The organism is Microcoleus sp. BM001215392 (assembly GCF_036700185.1).
Taxonomy (GTDB): Bacteria; Cyanobacteriota; Cyanobacteriia; order Cyanobacteriales; family Microcoleaceae; genus Microcoleus.
Genome location: NZ_JAUBOJ010000148.1, coordinates 1 through 15,643, shown reverse-complemented (window position 1 = coordinate 15,643; position 15,643 = coordinate 1). Strand labels below are relative to the sequence as shown.

The 15,643-nt window shown below is 47.1% G+C and carries 15 protein-coding genes; 9 read left to right on the top strand and 6 right to left on the bottom strand.

What is annotated here, in order from left to right:
- Positions 1 to 424: 424 nt before the first annotated feature.
- Positions 425 to 2,632 carry a cation:proton antiporter gene (locus tag QT974_RS17055; RefSeq protein ID WP_333469630.1) on the top strand — a complete coding sequence of 736 codons (2,208 nt, stop codon included), beginning with the start codon at positions 425 to 427 and terminating at the stop codon, positions 2,630 to 2,632.
- Between the two features lie 187 nt (positions 2,633 to 2,819).
- Positions 2,820 to 3,401: a hypothetical protein gene (locus tag QT974_RS17050; protein WP_333469629.1), complete on the top strand. Its 582-nt coding sequence runs from the start codon at positions 2,820 to 2,822 to the stop codon at positions 3,399 to 3,401.
- An 11-nt stretch (positions 3,402 to 3,412) separates the two neighbouring features.
- On the opposite strand, the gene fraC is transcribed toward QT974_RS17050, so the two are convergent.
- Positions 3,413 to 3,937, bottom strand: a complete 525-nt coding sequence (gene fraC, locus QT974_RS17045; RefSeq protein WP_333469628.1) for a filament integrity protein FraC — start codon at positions 3,935 to 3,937, stop codon at positions 3,413 to 3,415.
- A 231-nt stretch (positions 3,938 to 4,168) separates the two neighbouring features.
- On the opposite strand from fraC, the gene QT974_RS17040 reads away from it, so the two are divergent.
- Positions 4,169 to 4,795: a DUF3038 domain-containing protein gene (locus QT974_RS17040; RefSeq protein ID WP_333469627.1), complete on the top strand. Its 627-nt coding sequence runs from the start codon at positions 4,169 to 4,171 to the stop codon at positions 4,793 to 4,795.
- Positions 4,796 to 4,797: 2 nt separating this feature from the next.
- Positions 4,798 to 6,027 carry a DUF4335 domain-containing protein gene (locus tag QT974_RS17035; RefSeq protein ID WP_333469626.1) on the top strand — a complete coding sequence of 410 codons (1,230 nt, stop codon included), beginning with the start codon at positions 4,798 to 4,800 and terminating at the stop codon, positions 6,025 to 6,027.
- A gap of 372 nt (positions 6,028 to 6,399) precedes the next feature.
- On the opposite strand, the gene QT974_RS17030 is transcribed toward QT974_RS17035, so the two are convergent.
- Together QT974_RS17030 and QT974_RS17025 are read right to left on the bottom strand one after the other, a co-directional pair.
- Entirely contained in the window at positions 6,400 to 8,478 is a 2,079-nt protein-coding gene (locus QT974_RS17030) for an abortive infection protein (RefSeq protein ID WP_333469625.1), read from the bottom strand.
- A gap of 5 nt (positions 8,479 to 8,483) precedes the next feature.
- Entirely contained in the window at positions 8,484 to 9,155 is a 672-nt protein-coding gene (locus tag QT974_RS17025) for a hypothetical protein (RefSeq protein WP_333469624.1), read from the bottom strand.
- Between the two features lie 240 nt (positions 9,156 to 9,395).
- On the opposite strand from QT974_RS17025, the gene QT974_RS17020 reads away from it, so the two are divergent.
- Positions 9,396 to 10,307: an OmpA family protein gene (locus QT974_RS17020; RefSeq protein ID WP_333469623.1), complete on the top strand. Its 912-nt coding sequence runs from the start codon at positions 9,396 to 9,398 to the stop codon at positions 10,305 to 10,307.
- Positions 10,308 to 10,727: 420 nt separating this feature from the next.
- On the opposite strand, the gene QT974_RS17015 is transcribed toward QT974_RS17020, so the two are convergent.
- Positions 10,728 to 11,855 carry an AI-2E family transporter gene (locus QT974_RS17015; protein ID WP_333469622.1) on the bottom strand — a complete coding sequence of 376 codons (1,128 nt, stop codon included), beginning with the start codon at positions 11,853 to 11,855 and terminating at the stop codon, positions 10,728 to 10,730.
- Positions 11,856 to 11,999: 144 nt separating this feature from the next.
- On the opposite strand from QT974_RS17015, the gene QT974_RS17010 reads away from it, so the two are divergent.
- A complete protein-coding gene (locus QT974_RS17010; protein WP_333469621.1) occupies positions 12,000 to 12,956 on the top strand; it encodes an alpha/beta fold hydrolase in 957 nt (318 codons plus the stop codon).
- A 40-nt stretch (positions 12,957 to 12,996) separates the two neighbouring features.
- Here QT974_RS17010 and QT974_RS17005 read toward each other — a convergent pair whose 3' ends face one another.
- Complete coding sequence (locus tag QT974_RS17005) at positions 12,997 to 13,215, bottom strand: hypothetical protein (protein WP_333469620.1); 219 nt, start codon at positions 13,213 to 13,215, stop codon at positions 12,997 to 12,999.
- 114 nt (positions 13,216 to 13,329) lie between these two features.
- On the opposite strand from QT974_RS17005, the gene QT974_RS17000 reads away from it, so the two are divergent.
- From QT974_RS17000 to QT974_RS16990, 3 genes are all read left to right on the top strand, one after another.
- Entirely contained in the window at positions 13,330 to 13,560 is a 231-nt protein-coding gene (locus QT974_RS17000; protein ID WP_333469619.1) for a DUF433 domain-containing protein, read from the top strand.
- Positions 13,561 to 13,571: 11 nt separating this feature from the next.
- Positions 13,572 to 13,904 (top strand): DUF5615 family PIN-like protein, encoded by a 333-nt coding sequence (locus QT974_RS16995; RefSeq protein WP_333469618.1) that lies wholly within the window; start codon positions 13,572 to 13,574, stop codon positions 13,902 to 13,904.
- Positions 13,905 to 14,054: 150 nt separating this feature from the next.
- Positions 14,055 to 14,918, top strand: a complete 864-nt coding sequence (locus QT974_RS16990) for a methylated-DNA--[protein]-cysteine S-methyltransferase (protein ID WP_333469617.1) — start codon at positions 14,055 to 14,057, stop codon at positions 14,916 to 14,918.
- 66 nt (positions 14,919 to 14,984) lie between these two features.
- On the opposite strand, the gene QT974_RS16985 is transcribed toward QT974_RS16990, so the two are convergent.
- Positions 14,985 to 15,557, bottom strand: coding sequence for a DALR domain-containing protein (locus QT974_RS16985; RefSeq protein ID WP_333469631.1), 573 nt, complete (start codon positions 15,555 to 15,557; stop codon positions 14,985 to 14,987).
- Positions 15,558 to 15,643 lie beyond the last annotated feature (86 nt).

The following is a 15,643-nucleotide window of genomic DNA, read 5'->3' as shown; positions in this document are numbered from 1 at the left end:
GCTCCCGATGAAGTAAGAAGCAAATGTCTAGACTTGTCTAGGATTTGTATAGCAGTTACTAGCAACCGCATCTTAAAAAACCAAAAATCCAGGTTCGAGGTTGCAAAAGCTTTTGTGAGCTTGTGAGACAATGGCGTTGAGGCTGCGTGTCTTGTGCCTTCTTTCGTTCGATCGAGCTTTTATCCATTTTGTTCGATCGGCAATTCTGCCGGCTTGACCAGAAAAAATTAGTTTAAAGCCGCAACACTTCTAGGGATAAATTAAAAAAAGACTATTCATTACTCCAATCCTCGGACTTCCAAGTAGAGGTCGCCCTCATCCCTTCTCGCTTGCTTTTCGGGTAAGCTGTCCCAGGTCAACTGTCAAGCGGTCAACTGAATGCCGTATCCTCTCGATCCGCAAAAAACCTAAAGCTAAAAACGCCATGCCCATCCCCATTCTCGTCCTGCTTGAAGTTCTAATTGTCATCGCACTTTCCCGACTTGTGGGTTTAGCATTTCGAGCTATCAAACAACCTCAAGTTATTGGAGAAATTGTAGCAGGAATTATGCTCGGGCCTTCTCTCCTCGGTTTGGTTGCACCAGATTTAGGAACAGCACTTTTTCCAGCAGAAGCAGTTCCTTTCCTCAACGTGTTATCAGAGGTAGGGCTAATATTTTTCATGTTCTTGATTGGTTTAGAACTGAATCCGAAGTATCTCAAAAACAATTTAGATATAGCGATTTTAACTTCCCATGTCAGCATTTTAGTACCGTTTTCCTTGGGAAGCTTGCTAGCGTTGCTGCTGTACCCGATCGTTTCAAATAACAGTGTTTCCTTTACAGCATTTGCCCTATTTTTGGGTGCTGCGATGTCAATTACTGCCTTTCCGGTGCTGGCAAGAATTATTACAGAGCACAACTTGCAGAATACAAAATTGGGGACGCTGGCCCTGACTTGCGCTGCGGTAGACGATGTGACGGCATGGTGTTTGTTAGCGGTGGCGATCGCAGTTACGCGCACTAACTCGATGGTTGGGGCTTTGCCGACTATTTTTGAATCTATAATTTACATTGGTTTCATGCTGACTGTAGTTCGCTGGTTTTTGCAGCGGCTTTCCAAGCACTACAACCGCACCGGTCGGTTATCTCAATTAGTGCTATCCGGCATTTACATGGGAGTTGTAGCATCAGCTTTAATTACTGAATGGATCGGCATTCACTTGATTTTCGGTGCATTTTTGCTGGGTGCTGCCATGCCAAAAAATGCCGGACTTACCAGAGAATTAGCTGAAAAAACCGAAGATTTTGTCCTAATATTTCTGCTGCCTATATTTTTTGCTTACAGCGGTTTGCGCACTCAAATCGGCTTGCTCAACAGTCCCGAATTGTGGCTGCTGTGCGCCGCAGTTTTGGGAGTAGCAATTATTGGCAAATACGTCGGCACTTACGTTGCTGCCCGAGTCTGCGGCATTAGCAACCGCGAAGCTTCGGCGCTGGGTTGGATGATGAATACTCGCGGCTTGACTGAACTAATTGTGCTGAATATCGGTCTTTCTCTGGGGGTAATTTCGCCGCTGCTATTTACGATGTTAGTCATTATGGCTTTGGTGACAACTTTTATGACTTCGCCACTGTTGGAGTGGACTTATCCGAAAAAGCTGATTCGGTTAGATATCTCAGAAGTAAGTTCGGAGGATGATTCTGAATTAAAAGATTCGCCAAGGGGTGAAGAAAGCGCAGAAATTAATAGGGAATTGCTGCCCAAGTATCGAATTTTAGTCCCGGTTGCTAATCCCAGCACGCAGAAAGGTTTGCTGCAACTGGCGATCGCCCTGGCACAGCCTGCTGCGGATACAGGCGGTAGCGATTTGCAGTCGGCGGCGGTTCATCCTCTAAGTTTGATCGAATTAAATGAAAATTATGGTTTTGAAAGTACGCCGACAGAAGCCGATCGCATTATTCAAGAACGTCGCTCGAAATTATCAGAATTGATAGACAGTTTGGAATTGCCGGATGCGAAAAAATTCGTGCACCCAATCATTCGGGTTACTAAGGATGTGGCGCGGGAAACGGCGCAAATTGCGGAACTCGATCGCGCGGATTTGATTTTGGTAGGATGGCACAGGCCTACTTTTGCCAGCAACCGTTTGGGAGGGCGCGTCGGCCAAATTCTCAGCAACGCTAAGGTGGATGTAGCAATTTTTGTTGACAGAGGTCGGGAACGGTTGAATAATTTGTTAGTGCCTTATGCGGCAAATATTCACGATGATTTGGGGTTGGAATTGGCACTGAGACTGTTGGTTAATAGCGAGGAACGCCGTTTGACGGTGCTGCGGGTGGCGGTTGACGGGATTGAGGGAAATGAGCTGAGTTACGAGTTTCAGCGAGTGATGGAGCAGTTGCCTGTGGAGGTGCGATCGCGCATTGAAACTCCGATTGTGGAGGCTGCTGAGCCGATTCAAGCCGTGATTGCGGCTTCTGCTAATGCTGATTTGACGATCGCGGGTACGAGTCGGGAGTGGGGAATTGAACGCCAAACTTTGGGACAGTATACTGATGAATTGGCGGTGCAGTGTCATTCTTCGCTGCTGATTGCGCGCTGTTACGTGAAAGTGCGATCGCACTTGGCTTCGGTACTTGTTGAGAGTTGACCTGTGACAGTTGGCAGTTGGCAGTTGACAGTTGGCAGTTGACTGTTGGCTGTTGGCTGTTGACTGTTGACTGTTGACTGTTGACTGTTGACTGTTGACTGTTGAGTGTTGACTGTTGTTATTAGTTATTGGTTATTGGTTATTTGTGAGTTGGTATCAATGCCCAATGCCCAATGCCCTATGCCCTATGCCCTATGCCCAATTGCCAATTGCCCATTACCAAAGCCCCATTACCAAAGCCCCATTCCCCATTCCCAAGATTATGAATCATTTAAGCTTTAAATCCCTGGCATTTTACGGGATTGCGATCGGCTCGGTTTCGCTGCTGTTTAAAGTGGTAACTGCTTACGGCGAAACAAATTTAAAGGCGGCTCCGGCAATTGCGGGAAGTTATCGCTTCGATGCGAAAAGTTTGCCCCCATGTCTGAAATCTGATTCCTTGGTCTTGACAATCGAGCAATCGGGTGTTTATTTGAGCGGTAATTTGCGATCGGGGAGCAGCGAGGGCGATAGCGAAAAAACAGAGGAAAAACCTTCTCTACTTGGCAAGTGGGAAAATCAAGGGTTGAGCTTGTCGGGTGCGGTTCCTAATTTGGCAGATTGCAGTGGCTCCCCAGTAAGGGGTCAAAACAGTTTTGTTAAACTGCGAGGAATTATAGAGAAAGACAGCCTTAAGGGAAAAATTAGTTTGAGAAATCGGGCGGCGGCTAGTGATTTTACGGCTCAAAGAGTATCGACGGCAAAAATTCAGAAGAAGGAACAACATTAAAGGTGTTGATTTTAATTGAGGTTTTGGAAAAACAACACGGTTAAAATCAGGCAGTTGCTCACAGTGTGGGAGATAAAAATTGCCCCAAATTGGGTACTTACTTTAAAAAACTTTTTGGTGGGAGGACGGCGGGTGAGGGAAAACGACCGTTTGAACTCAGGTGATATAGCAGCTTTTTTATTCCTGCCCGCCAAGCTGTCTAACAATTCTAATGCTTGCCACTTGGCGATCAAAGTCACTGCAAATATGCAGGCGGCGATCGCAGTTAAAATCGCGTAAACATCGGGCTCGCCCCCCAATAAAACATAATCGATCAGTCGTTCCCGCAGATTTTTGGAAAGAACGCTTTCAAAGCCAAAAAAAACTAGCCAACCCATGCAATTGCACCAGAGATTGAGGATGGCTGCATATTCAACGCTGGTTTTGGGGTCGAGTTTCAGTAGTTTTTGCAGAAACCACGATTCGATCGCGATCGCCAAAAACAAAACTAAAATTTGTACCAACACAGTCCGAAACGGAAAAATAGTTGCCATCATTAGTCTTACTCCTACGTCTGCTTCCCGATCGTACCTGACACACTAGCAAACCGCTGTAGGCTCCAGCCACTCTCTGAAGAACGATCGCTCTTTATGGTCACACTTAAGCCACTAGCTGCTAAATTAAAGTCAGAATATAGAACTGAGCGATAGAAATAAAGTATCTCAGAGGAGTCTCCGGTTCAGAATTTGTCATGCCTGAGACCCCGCGTGTCCGTATAGTGTGTTGAAATGGATGTTGCCGTGATTTTAATGCCGTCAGAAACTTCGCTTACCGACTCAAACCCCTTGATTTTAGACAGTTTGCCAGATTTGTCGTCGAACGATGGAGGGTGTCCGCGCCGGGCTAGATTGCAAATAGACTTGATGTTGCTGGCGATCGAGGCATTGTATCTCGGAGGTGCGGAAGAAATGCTGGCAGTCTCAAAGGAGCTGGAATTGGAGTCAATTATCAAAAATCGGGTGGTTCTTTGGCTGATTCGCAATACTAACCCGCTGAGACGCTACACCCAGCGCCGCTCCCTGACTGTTGTGGAGGCAAAAGCGCTGGTGGCGATCGCCTGCAATATGGCGCGCAAGCTAACCGCGACAATTCGACAGTTGCTGCTAGATTCTCAACAGTTGCGATCGAGAAATCTCCCTCTAAGCGAGAACTTACAGCTTGCCGAGTATTTAGAACGTTTTCGAGCTCACTTTCGATCGCGCATGAACCCGAAGCGATCGGTAGTTGCAGCTTACAATTCCGATGACAAGCTCAACGAACTAGCTTTGAACTTGTTGAGCAAACTGCTATTTTGTACAGGCACAGCCGGAATGCAGCGCTTCTGGGTTAGCCTGTTTGATGGAGAAATTGAATAAAAATGACTATTAGGCGTCAGTACAGTCTGCCAAATTGCACCCTAGTTCTAGAAGGGTTGAGCGATGGATCGGCAGCCAGCCAATTAGATATACGGCCAGTGCTTTCGATATTAATGAGCGTTGAATGCTATGTCACAGGTATGGGCGAACCCCTGACGGGGGGACGAGAGTTTTTTGAAAGCTTGGTGAGGGCTGTCAGCAGCTACGCTCAAGAATTTATGAGCGGAGTGCATTATCCCGATCGCTACGGCCCAAATTTGGGTATGGTGCAGTTGCACAGAATTGACGGGAATTCCCACCGTTTGACCGTTCTACCCGCCGAAGCAGCCAGCGCTACCCAAATCGATCAAAAAACAGAACTGTCGGCACAGGTAGATTTGACGAATGTACAGCTATTTGACTTGGTAGAGGCGATCGATCAATTTTTTGCTGACACGCAAACGCTGCCGGAATTGTCACTGCAATTAACCCCAATTTCCAAGCGTTATATCAAGTCTGCCGAACCGTTAGCAAAGCGGAGTTTGCCTGCGGTGGTGGGGGTGTCGAGTTTGGCTTTGGCGGCGATGGCGTTTTTCTTGGTACCAGTCCCAGAAGTCCAGCGCCCCAGAGATCCAGTGCCGCAGCCCAACCCAGCAGGCCAAAATCTCGGCACGCCGAATCCGCGCGGATCGGGTTCGCCAAATCCCAATCCCACGCCTGCGGCTGACGGTTTGCTACCGGTGTATAAAACTCCGAAAGCGATTGAATCGAGTTCGCCAACTCCGAGCGCTTCGCCAACTGCGGAGGCTTCGCCTGCTTCGCCGCTGGTAACACCGCAGTCGAACACTTCGCCCGAAAGCACCCCCTCGGCCACGCCGCAGTCGAACATTTTGCCGGAGGTCAGCCCGAGTCCTGTTTCCGAAGCTTTGGCAACCCCTGGGGCTGCGGTCGTGCCGATTAGCGATCCGGCCCAAATCGATCTGTTGAAGGGCAAACTTTCTCAGGAAATTGACGGAGTTTTGAAGAATAAGCCGGCAGTGGCTGCGGAGTTGGTTTATCGCGTCAGCGTGGCTAAAGACGGGGCGATTGTCGGTTACAAGTCGGAGAATTCCGCAGCAGCAGATCGATCGACCGATACCCCGTTGTCGGAGTTACTTTACAAACCGATTGGTACCAGGCCGCCTGAGGAACCGCTGGCTGATTTCCGAGTAGTTATTGCACCGGGCGGCACTGTGGCTGTCACTCCTTGGTAAAGGGTTCGTTGAAGCGGTTCGTAAAAGCGGTTCGTTGAAGCGGTTCGTAAAAGGTTCGTAAAAGCGGTTCGTAAAAGCGGTTCGTAAAAGCGGTTCGTAAAAGCGGTTCGTTGAAGCGGTTCGTTGAAGCGGTTCGTTGAAGCGGTTCGTAAAAGCGGTTCGTTGAAGCGGTTCGTAAAAGCGGTTCGTTGAAGCGGTTCGTTGAAGCGGTTCGTTGAAAACCGGGCGGTTATAAACCGCGTCTACACAGACAAAACCCGCCTCCGCGGGTTGAAGAGTGGGAGGTTAAAATCGCCGGATATTTTAATCATCTTCAGTCTCTTAGAGAGGGACTTCGTTTTTGTAGGCGCTGTTTCAAGCGTACCTCCGATCTTAAAGTGCTGTGGGTGCGATCGGCTCAATGTCTCGATCGCATCCCCCGACTTGATTTGTGCGAATTATCCACAAAAATGCCCCCTGTTTTAAAAGGATTTTGGCAATTTCATCTTGAGTGCGCCTCGGCAACATTGTGCGGTAACTAATAGCAGCTTTGATTAAGTTTGCGATCCCAGCAAACAAGCTTTTTTTGATCTCCGAATCAATGCCCGCCAATCTCGAATTTTTGCGCCAATCTGGACGGACAACGCCGAGGGGAATTAAGACTTTTTCTAAACTCTGGGCTAAGGCTACTAATTCCTGAAATCTTTGGCTTTGTGCGGCGGCGGGATTGGTTTTTAGCCAGTCTTGAATCTGAGGATTTGACTCGATTTCCGCAGTGATTTTTTTAATTGTTGCGTAAATTGCCTGACTGGAATCTTGGACGCAAGAAGTTGCTGGCGTGACTAAGCTGGCGCCGGTGCCGTCTCCGCTGCGGTAGCGCGCCATCATGATGTCTAGTTGCTGGTTTAATTCGGTTAAAGGCGACAAGATGATGCCGTCAAAATCGTAGTCGCAACACACGCAGTCTAATTTACAGATGATATCGCACACCGGGCGATCGCCCAACCAGCCGCGCTGCAAATCTCCCATGTAACTTTGCCATTTGCTCGAACCGGCCACAATTCCATCGGGATTGTGCGCGTAAACTTGTTTGTATTCTATATCAAAACGCAGTTCGCTAGTAAAGCGATCGCGCACAACTTTTGCTACTCCAAAAGCAAAATGTCCGGTGACAATTCCCAGCGGTGCTGCTTCGCGTTTTTTGCCGCCAATACCACCGAAACTGTGAATCACGATCCCAGTATCTCCTTCTTTCCAAGGGGAGATTAAATCGTTTTCTTTAGCATCATTTGGCGCCAACAATACTCTTTTTGCTTGTCCTTTTTGGGCGGCGGTATTTAACCAGTTGTCATCTTTTAAATAAGCGAGAGATTTTTTCAGCCCGAAATGTGTTTCATCTGGTATTAATTGGGCAATTTTGCGGGGTTCGATGGCCTGGACAACAAAAATATTATCTTCGTCTGTTTCGCCGTAAATGTACCAGCCGTCTGGATTTAATGGCGATTGTTCGATTTGGTGATTGGTAGACCTGGCTATGCCATTTTTGTCCGGCTGTACTTGCGGAATCCGAATGATTTCGACGGCGCCGTCAAATTGTTGGGATGTTTTGCTGAAATGCCGGACAATAAATTTGTCGCTGTCGGGTTCTGGGCGCTGTAAAATTGAGACTAAGGCGCACAAACGTCCGATAATTTGTACTGGTTCGCGATCGATAATTAGTTCCTGTCTGTCGTTGCTGCTGTGGTTGATGGCAATCACCGGTCTGCGCAGCATCACAGTCAGGCTGTCTTCGCGTCTGCTACCTGCTAGGGTTTCTAAAGGGCCGACATTTCGCCAGCCGTTCAATCTAACTGGATGAATGTTGCCAGATTTTTGACTTTTTTTAGTTTTTTTTGTGAAGTTAATATCTTGACTGACGGCGTGAACAAAAAACTGAACTTGGCGATTTGTACTCCACTGTAAAAATGCTGTTTTGCCAATAAAATTTTGATATTTTTTAGGGGCATTGATTACTTCAAAAAACACTGTACCGTAGGGCTGGCGCTGTTCGCTATTTGGCAAAATCAAGCGCCCGTGCCAAAGAGCGATCGGCTTGTAGAGATGGGCAACTGCTGCTGCATTTTCGCAGACTATCTCTGGTTCAATCGGTTCTGAAATCTCGCTTTTTGTGGCAAAAATAGTCGCCGTATAATTTGCATCACTTTCTAGGAACTGCGGCTCTAAAAAAACGTTTTCAGGTTCCTTAATATTGGTATCTAGACGGCGAGCATTTTTTTTAGATTTTAGTTTTAAATAATGGCGGTTTTCCTCCAGCTTATCCTGCAACCAATTGACAAAAACCCGAACAAAAATAAAAGCTGTTAGACCAAAAATCACAGCTAAAGCTGTCAGCCCCAGAGTCAAAAGAAATTGCTCTAAAGACTGACCTGTAAGTAAAATAATTGTGGGCCAGATCGAAGAATGTGCCGCCATAATGTCTAAAAACGAGTTTTAGGTTCGATCCAGTCTGTGCTGGCTTGAGTGCCGAAAATTAGGGGTTTGTCTTCGCTGAGGGCGCTGGTTTTGCCAGTCATATCGACTGCACAAAGAGGCCAAGATCGATCGCCCAAATGGCCTGCACGGAACAGAACTTGTCCCGGACAAACTTGACTCCAACCCAACAATACAGCATGGGTGTAAAGACTGCGAGCCGGAGCAACGGTATAAGTATAATTATCATTTTTATCCCAAATGACCGCGTAGTCGGACATATCGGAAGAGTTGAACAAGGCTTCAAATTCGCGGGCGAGAACGCGGGAACCGTCTTGATTCCAAGCAACAGGCACTAAAATCGCGATCGTCCCAGACAGATCTGTGTCATCGCTAGCATACATTCCGCTTTCGGCCAACGGCGAAGCAGCCGCCACTGTTTGCAGTTCCCCAGTTTTGAGATTTTCCACAAACATGACGCTGCTAACCCGACACCGCGCCAATTCCGGCTGCACTTGCAACTCAATTCGACTGTAAGCCGCATATTGGCCGTTAGTTGAAACTAGGGAAGGACTCCGATAGTAGCGGAGGCCGGTGCCGGCAGTTGAACTCACCTTAGCGTGAGTATCATTAATCCATTCCCAAGGAACGGGATAGGGGCTATTTAAAGGGTCAGCCATCGTTTTTTTTTCAAAAGTTCTACAGTATTATCTAACAGATTCAGGCTTACACGCAGGAGACTAGCAATCGGGTTTTTGTCGGAAATGCTGCGCAGCCAAACCCCAGATTTGTAGAAACCAGGTTAATTTTTCAGATTTGAGATTTGTCCTCCAATCTCAAATCTCAAATCCAAAATCTAAAATTGGATATATAGGATAGTATCGAAATTAATCTGGTATGTGTACCGAGAGGGAGGAAGCATGACGCGATATTCTAAGGAAAAACCTTCAATCCCCCCGACTCGCGCCTCTAAGTCGCGGGGAAAAGGTTTGTTTTTACTGTCGCTAATCTTTAGACTGCTGTTGCTGGGAGTAGGCAGCGGTTTTGCGTGGGTGTTGGGGATGGCGATCGCCCAAATTTATCCTTCACCTGCCACGGAGATGCCGATCGCCGAGAGATTGCTGCGCCTAACTCAAAATTTGACCTCCAGCCCCCCAAGCGCGCCAGCAACGCAAACTCCCGCACTCCCGGCACCAACCGCTACACCAACACCCCAGTCCAAAGTCAATCCTGCTCAGAGAGAGAAATTGCAGGGAGATTTGAGAAAGTTGCAGGGCGAACTCAACGCACTAATTGGGCGCACAGCGGCTTTAGAGAGTCAGTTGGGCACGAGTCGCCCGACGGAAACCTTAGAAAAGCGGTTGGAGTTGATGTCGCAGGAATTGGCCGCAACCGCAACCGCTTCTGGTCTAGCTTTACCCGCACTGAGCCCATCGAAGGCCAACGCGCAACCGCAGAATGCCAAAAATTCGCTTTTTGCAAGGGATGGGCTGATGGTAACTCTCCCCAGCGATGTTTTGTTTGATACTGGTAGCATTTCTCTACGGGCGGGAACTAATACAATTTTGGACAATTTAGTCGCCGAGTTGCGCAATGACGAGGGCGCGACGGTGCGGGTTGCCGGCCACACCGACGATGCGGGGCAAGAGGCGGACAATCGCAATTTCTCGTTTGCGCGGGCTCAGGCTGTGGTGCAGTATTTGTCTGGTGTGCTCGGTCAGAAGTATCATTGGGTGGCGATCGGCTACGGAGAAAGCCGCCCTTTGGTAGATAATAGTTCTGAGATCAACCGGCAGCGCAACCGCCGCATTGAAGTAGCAATTAGTCCTTAGTCATTGGTCAGTAGTCAGTAGTCATTGGGCTTGTAGATACTAGACTTAGGATTGATAGAGCAACCGCAGATTTAAGGCAGATTAACACAGATGAACGCAGATAATTTCAAGATAGTTTGTGGCTGTGGCAATTTTGTCTAGTATTTTGAATTCACTGTGCCGAATTTTAGGAAAAATCATGCAACATTATTTGTAGGGTGTGTCGCCGCCAACCATCTTTAAAATTGACCAATAAACTCAGGGCGACGCACCCGATAGATTATTTGAGGAAATCAGGCTTTAACGAGTTTGGTGTTTGTGGAAATAATTTTAATGAGTCGTATCACGTGCGTCGCCCTGAGATTCTCGGTATTGAGTTAGGAATTTATCGCAGGATCCACACCCTACAACTACAAGCTGTCAACTGTCAACTGTCAACTGTCAACTGTCAACTGTTGAAGCCGAAGGTGTCAAAGGCGGTAAGTCAGAATTATTTTTAGCTTGATTGATTGTCTCTCGATATTCGCTTCTCAGCTTCGGTTTTAAATACAAGTTTTCAATCAAAGCAGCTACTCCCGCAAACCAAGGCGGCACAATTACGGCCCCAATAATTCCCAATACTTGCACGCCTCCCAAGACAGACAGCAATTGATATAAAGGATGCACCCCAACCGAGGAACCAACCAGCAAAGGATCGAGCACGTAAGTTTCTAAGTTTTGGATAAATACAAACAGCAGCAATACCCACAACAACACCCATCCACCCTTAGCTAAGGCGACGATTAAGGCGGGTACTGCGCCCAAAACGGGGCCGATGAAGGGAATCAGATTTGTCACGCCTGCGATCGCACCCAAGCCCAAAGCAAACTCCGGCATCCCCAAAAAGCTCAAACCTGCGGTGATAAATATCCCTAAAATCCCCGAAACTAACACCCGCCCGCGAATGTAACTCCCCATTCTTTGTCCGATAGGTGTGGCTTGGGCGGCGAGTTTTGTGTCCCAAGGTTTCGGGAAAAACTGCACCAAACTTTTAATTAAGGTGTCGCTGTCGGCTACCATGTAACCGGAAATAAATAATGCTAAAACTAAGCTGAAGAAGCCGCCAAGAATGCCTCTAGTTAAACTATACGATCGCAAAACCAGTTGTTGGCTCGATCGAATCAGCCAATTTGTCAGCGATTGAGTGTCCAGCAACTGACTCACCAAGGCTGGGGCGTCATCGGTGAGGCGACTCAATACATTAGTTGCTACGGCTTCCAAACTTTCGGCGTACAGTGGTAACTGTCGCAGCAGTAACTCGATTTGTTCGATGACTGTTGGCCCAATTAACACTACCGTCCCGCTGAATCCGCCGATCAGAGTTAAATAAACCATAATCACCGCCAGCCAGCGGGGAACGCGCATGGTTTCGGCCCAATTGACGATCGGGACGATCGAAGCGGCAAGCACGACTGATATCATCAGAATTACCAGCAGGCTGCGCAATTGCCACAGCAGCACTAGCAGCAAGGACGATGCTACAATGAGCAGCAAGTTAGGTATAGAAATTGTAATCCGCGGTTCAGACATGATTAAATAATAAAGGTCTGTAGTTGCGCTTATCTCCTGGCACAGGGCGGGTTTATTTATCTTCTGAGTTACCCCATATATTTTGGGTAAAACCCAGCCCTACTCATTTTATAATAAAAAGTAACATCGGCACAAAAAAATAATATGCAACCACAATATTCAACTCAAAATTTGTCAGCCATTTCGTCTATCAAGTCACCAACGCTGTTTTACGAATGGCAAAAATATCGCTGCGCTTATGATGTTTATCAACCAACTACTGCGACAGAAGATAGCATACCTTTGTTATTAATTCATCCCATTGGAGTTGGTTTGTCAAGAGTCTTTTGGCAGAGATTTTGCGAAAGTTGGTACAAATCAGGTAACAGCAATCCGATTTACAATCCCGATCTTTTGGGCTGCGGCGATTGCGAAATGCCCGCTGTGGCTTGCTATCCCGACGATTGGGCGGCACAGTTGCAGTTTTTCTTGGAGACTGTAGTAAAAAAACCTGCGATCGTCCTGGTGCAAGGTGCTCTATTATCAGTAGCCTTGGCTTTAGCAAAAATGCAGCAGGAAAGCGGCTCAAATTTAATTTGCGGGTTAGTTCTCGCGGGGCCTCCGGCTTGGGCGGTGATGAACAAACATTCTACCGAAAGACAGCAAAGAATTGTCTGGAATTTGTTAGATTCTCCCTTGGGAAACGCTTTTTACCGATACGCCAGACGCGCGGAATTTTTACGCTCTTTTTCTGGAAAACAACTGTTTGGCGATGCGGCGAAAGTTGACAGCGAGTGGTTGGATGCTTTGCAAGCTGGGGCGGCTAATCCTGACAGCCGCCACGCGGTTTTCTCATTTTTAGCGGGGTTTTGGCGCCAGGATTATAGTAGCACGATTCAAAAGTTCGATCGACCTACACTCGTTGTCATGGGAGAACAAGCGTCAAGTATCAGCCAAGCTGGAAAGGAGGAAAAACCGCAGGAAAGATTAGCGCAATATTTAGCTAATTTCCCAAATGCGGAAGGTTTATTAATGCCGGGGCGAAATGTTCTGCCCTATGAATCTACCGCAGAATTTGTGAGTGCTGTTGCGGAATTTGTGAATAAGTTAAATAAGAATTAAATCCACTTATTGATCTATTATCTCATAATAACTAACACACTTAATCATCCAAAGACTGGCGTAATGTTGAAATAACATCCTCGGCTGACTGCTGTCGAAATTTTCCTGTACGGAAATCAGCTAAGGTTTGTTGAGCATCCGCAGCTATTTCGGCGCGGATACTCTCGCGGTGACGGTTTTGCAGGATTTTGATCGGCATTTCCTGCTGTTCGTAGGAGAGTTGCAAAGCAGTTTCTAGCTCTTGGTCGAGGGTATTCATAAAGTTAGGCTATGACCCAATACGGTTGAACAAATTGCGAAGTTTAGTAAATTGTATCGCTTATTCCAAGACTAGGCTAAACTTAAAGAAAATTGTACTAAACTCGGTTTTGTCATGAGCTATCGCAACATCATTACGATCGAACCAGGTAAACGCGGTGGAAAGCCTTGCATCAGACGAATGCGAATTACTGTGTATGATGTGTTAGGTTGGCTGGCTGCGGGAATGTCTCATGCAGAGATTATGGACGACTTTCCAGAGTTAACGGAGCTCGACATTAGAGCGTGTTTAGAATTCGCCGCCGATCGAGAACGCTGTCTGATTGCTGTAGTAGGTGGCGTTTGAAACTGCTGTTTATGAAACTTCTATTTGACCAAAACTTAAGCCGGAAACTGGTAACTCGACTTGCCGATATTTTCCCTGAATCTAGTCATGTTCAGTTACACAATCTCACCGAAATAGATGATAGCGAGATTTGGGAGTTTGCAAAGGCTCAAGGCTTTTGTATTGTAACGCAGGACGCGGACTTTGCTGAACGAAGCCGTCTTTACGGAGCACCTCCGAAAGTGATTTGGCTGCGATGCGGTAATGCACCGACAAGTAGTGTGGAAGCAATTTTTCGGTCTGGATTTGAAACAATTCAAGAATTTATGGATAACACAGCATTAGATTGTCTAGAACTGTACTAATGTAAGTCAATAGGCGATTGAAATCGCGTTTACAGGAACGAAGTCTGCCGGACGCCGACTAAGAATTCACATACCGCAAGAAACGGGTGGCTTTAAGTTTGTACAATCAGTAGACTAATAAAGATGCAAATCTTTTTTTGAATAGCTGATATGATTTTGATGGAAAGTCCGAGTATCTATGACAAGGAAGATTATCACCGGATTGCTGGGGCGATCGCATTTATGCATCAAAATCACTTGGATCAGCCCGATTTAGTAACCGTAGCACAGCATATCGGCTTGAGCGAGTATCATTTCCAACGAATGTTTACTCAGTGGGCTGGGATTAGCCCCAAGCGGTTTTTGCAGTATCTGACAGTGGAATATGCCAAGTCCAAGATTGCTGAAACTAAAAGCCTTCTCGATTTAACTTCAGATATCGGGCTATCTAGTCCCGGCAGATTGCATGACTTGTTTGTGAATCTCGAAGCCATGTCTCCTGGTGAGTTTAAAACAGGCGGTTCAGGATTGCAAATTGTCTACGGAATTCACGATACTCCTTTTGGCAAAGCTCTAATTGCGACAACAAGCCGTGGTATTTGCAATCTGCGTTTCTTGGATGGAATCGATGAGCAAAATGCTGAACAGATGCTGCGGAATTTATGGTCAAATGCTGAGGTTATTGGCGATCGCCAAATCACTCAACCTTTGTGCGATACAATTTTTGATAGAGCTACTTTCTCTCAAAGACCGATCGCACTTCTGGTCAAAGGAACTAATTTTCAGGTTCAAGTTTGGCGGGCACTTTTGAGAGTCCCATTTGCGGGAATCACCACCTACCAAACCATTGCCGAAACCATCGGGAATCCTACAGCAGCTAGAGCCGTGGGTAATGCTGTGGGAAATAATCCCATCGCCTATCTAATCCCGTGTCATCGCGTCATCCGCGCATCTGGAGAGTTGGGCGGTTATCGCTGGGGTTTGGAGCGAAAAACGGCTATTTTAAGCTGGGAAGCCAGCCGCGAAATTAGTTGAGAATTCGGCGGTTAAAACCGCCAGAAAGTCAAACAAAGTCTACCTCCGCAGACTGTGAATTGAGTTTTAACCGCGATGCCAAATCGTGATACCATCCTTTTGGTCAATCAAAGTAATTCCTTTATCCTTAAGTTCGTTGCGAAGGCGATCGCCCTCAGCGAAATCCCTAGCTATCCGGGCATCCTTCCGCTGCTGAATCATCGCCTCAATTTCCGCATCACTCAAACCGCCAACAGCCGCATCGCTGTCAGCTTCCGGCTGAACTTCCAGCCCCAAAACCCCCGCCAAACTCACCAAAGTCAGCCAATGAAGCTGCAACAATTCCGGCGAAGTTTCAGTTTTGCCTTGATGCACCAAAACATTGCTTTCCTTACCCAATTCCTTAGCCAGTTCAAACAAAACAGCCAAAGCAGCCGGAGTATTGAAATCATTGTCCATAGCTGCTTGGAATGCTTGCACAGCTTTGGTATCTTGTCCAGTTTTCTCAACATCCCAACTCAGTTTATCGGCATATCGGAGTCCAAAAAGCAAGCCTTCGTTGATAGTATTCCAGCCATTTCTAGCAGAGGCGATCGCCTCTTCGGTAAAATCTATCTGACTGCGATACTGCGCCATAAACACAAACAGCCTCACCGCCATCGGTTCCACCGCTTTTGCATTCTCGCTGTAATTCTTACTCCCCCTCTCACTCTTACTCCCCCCCTTAACAAGGGGGGGCTAGGGGG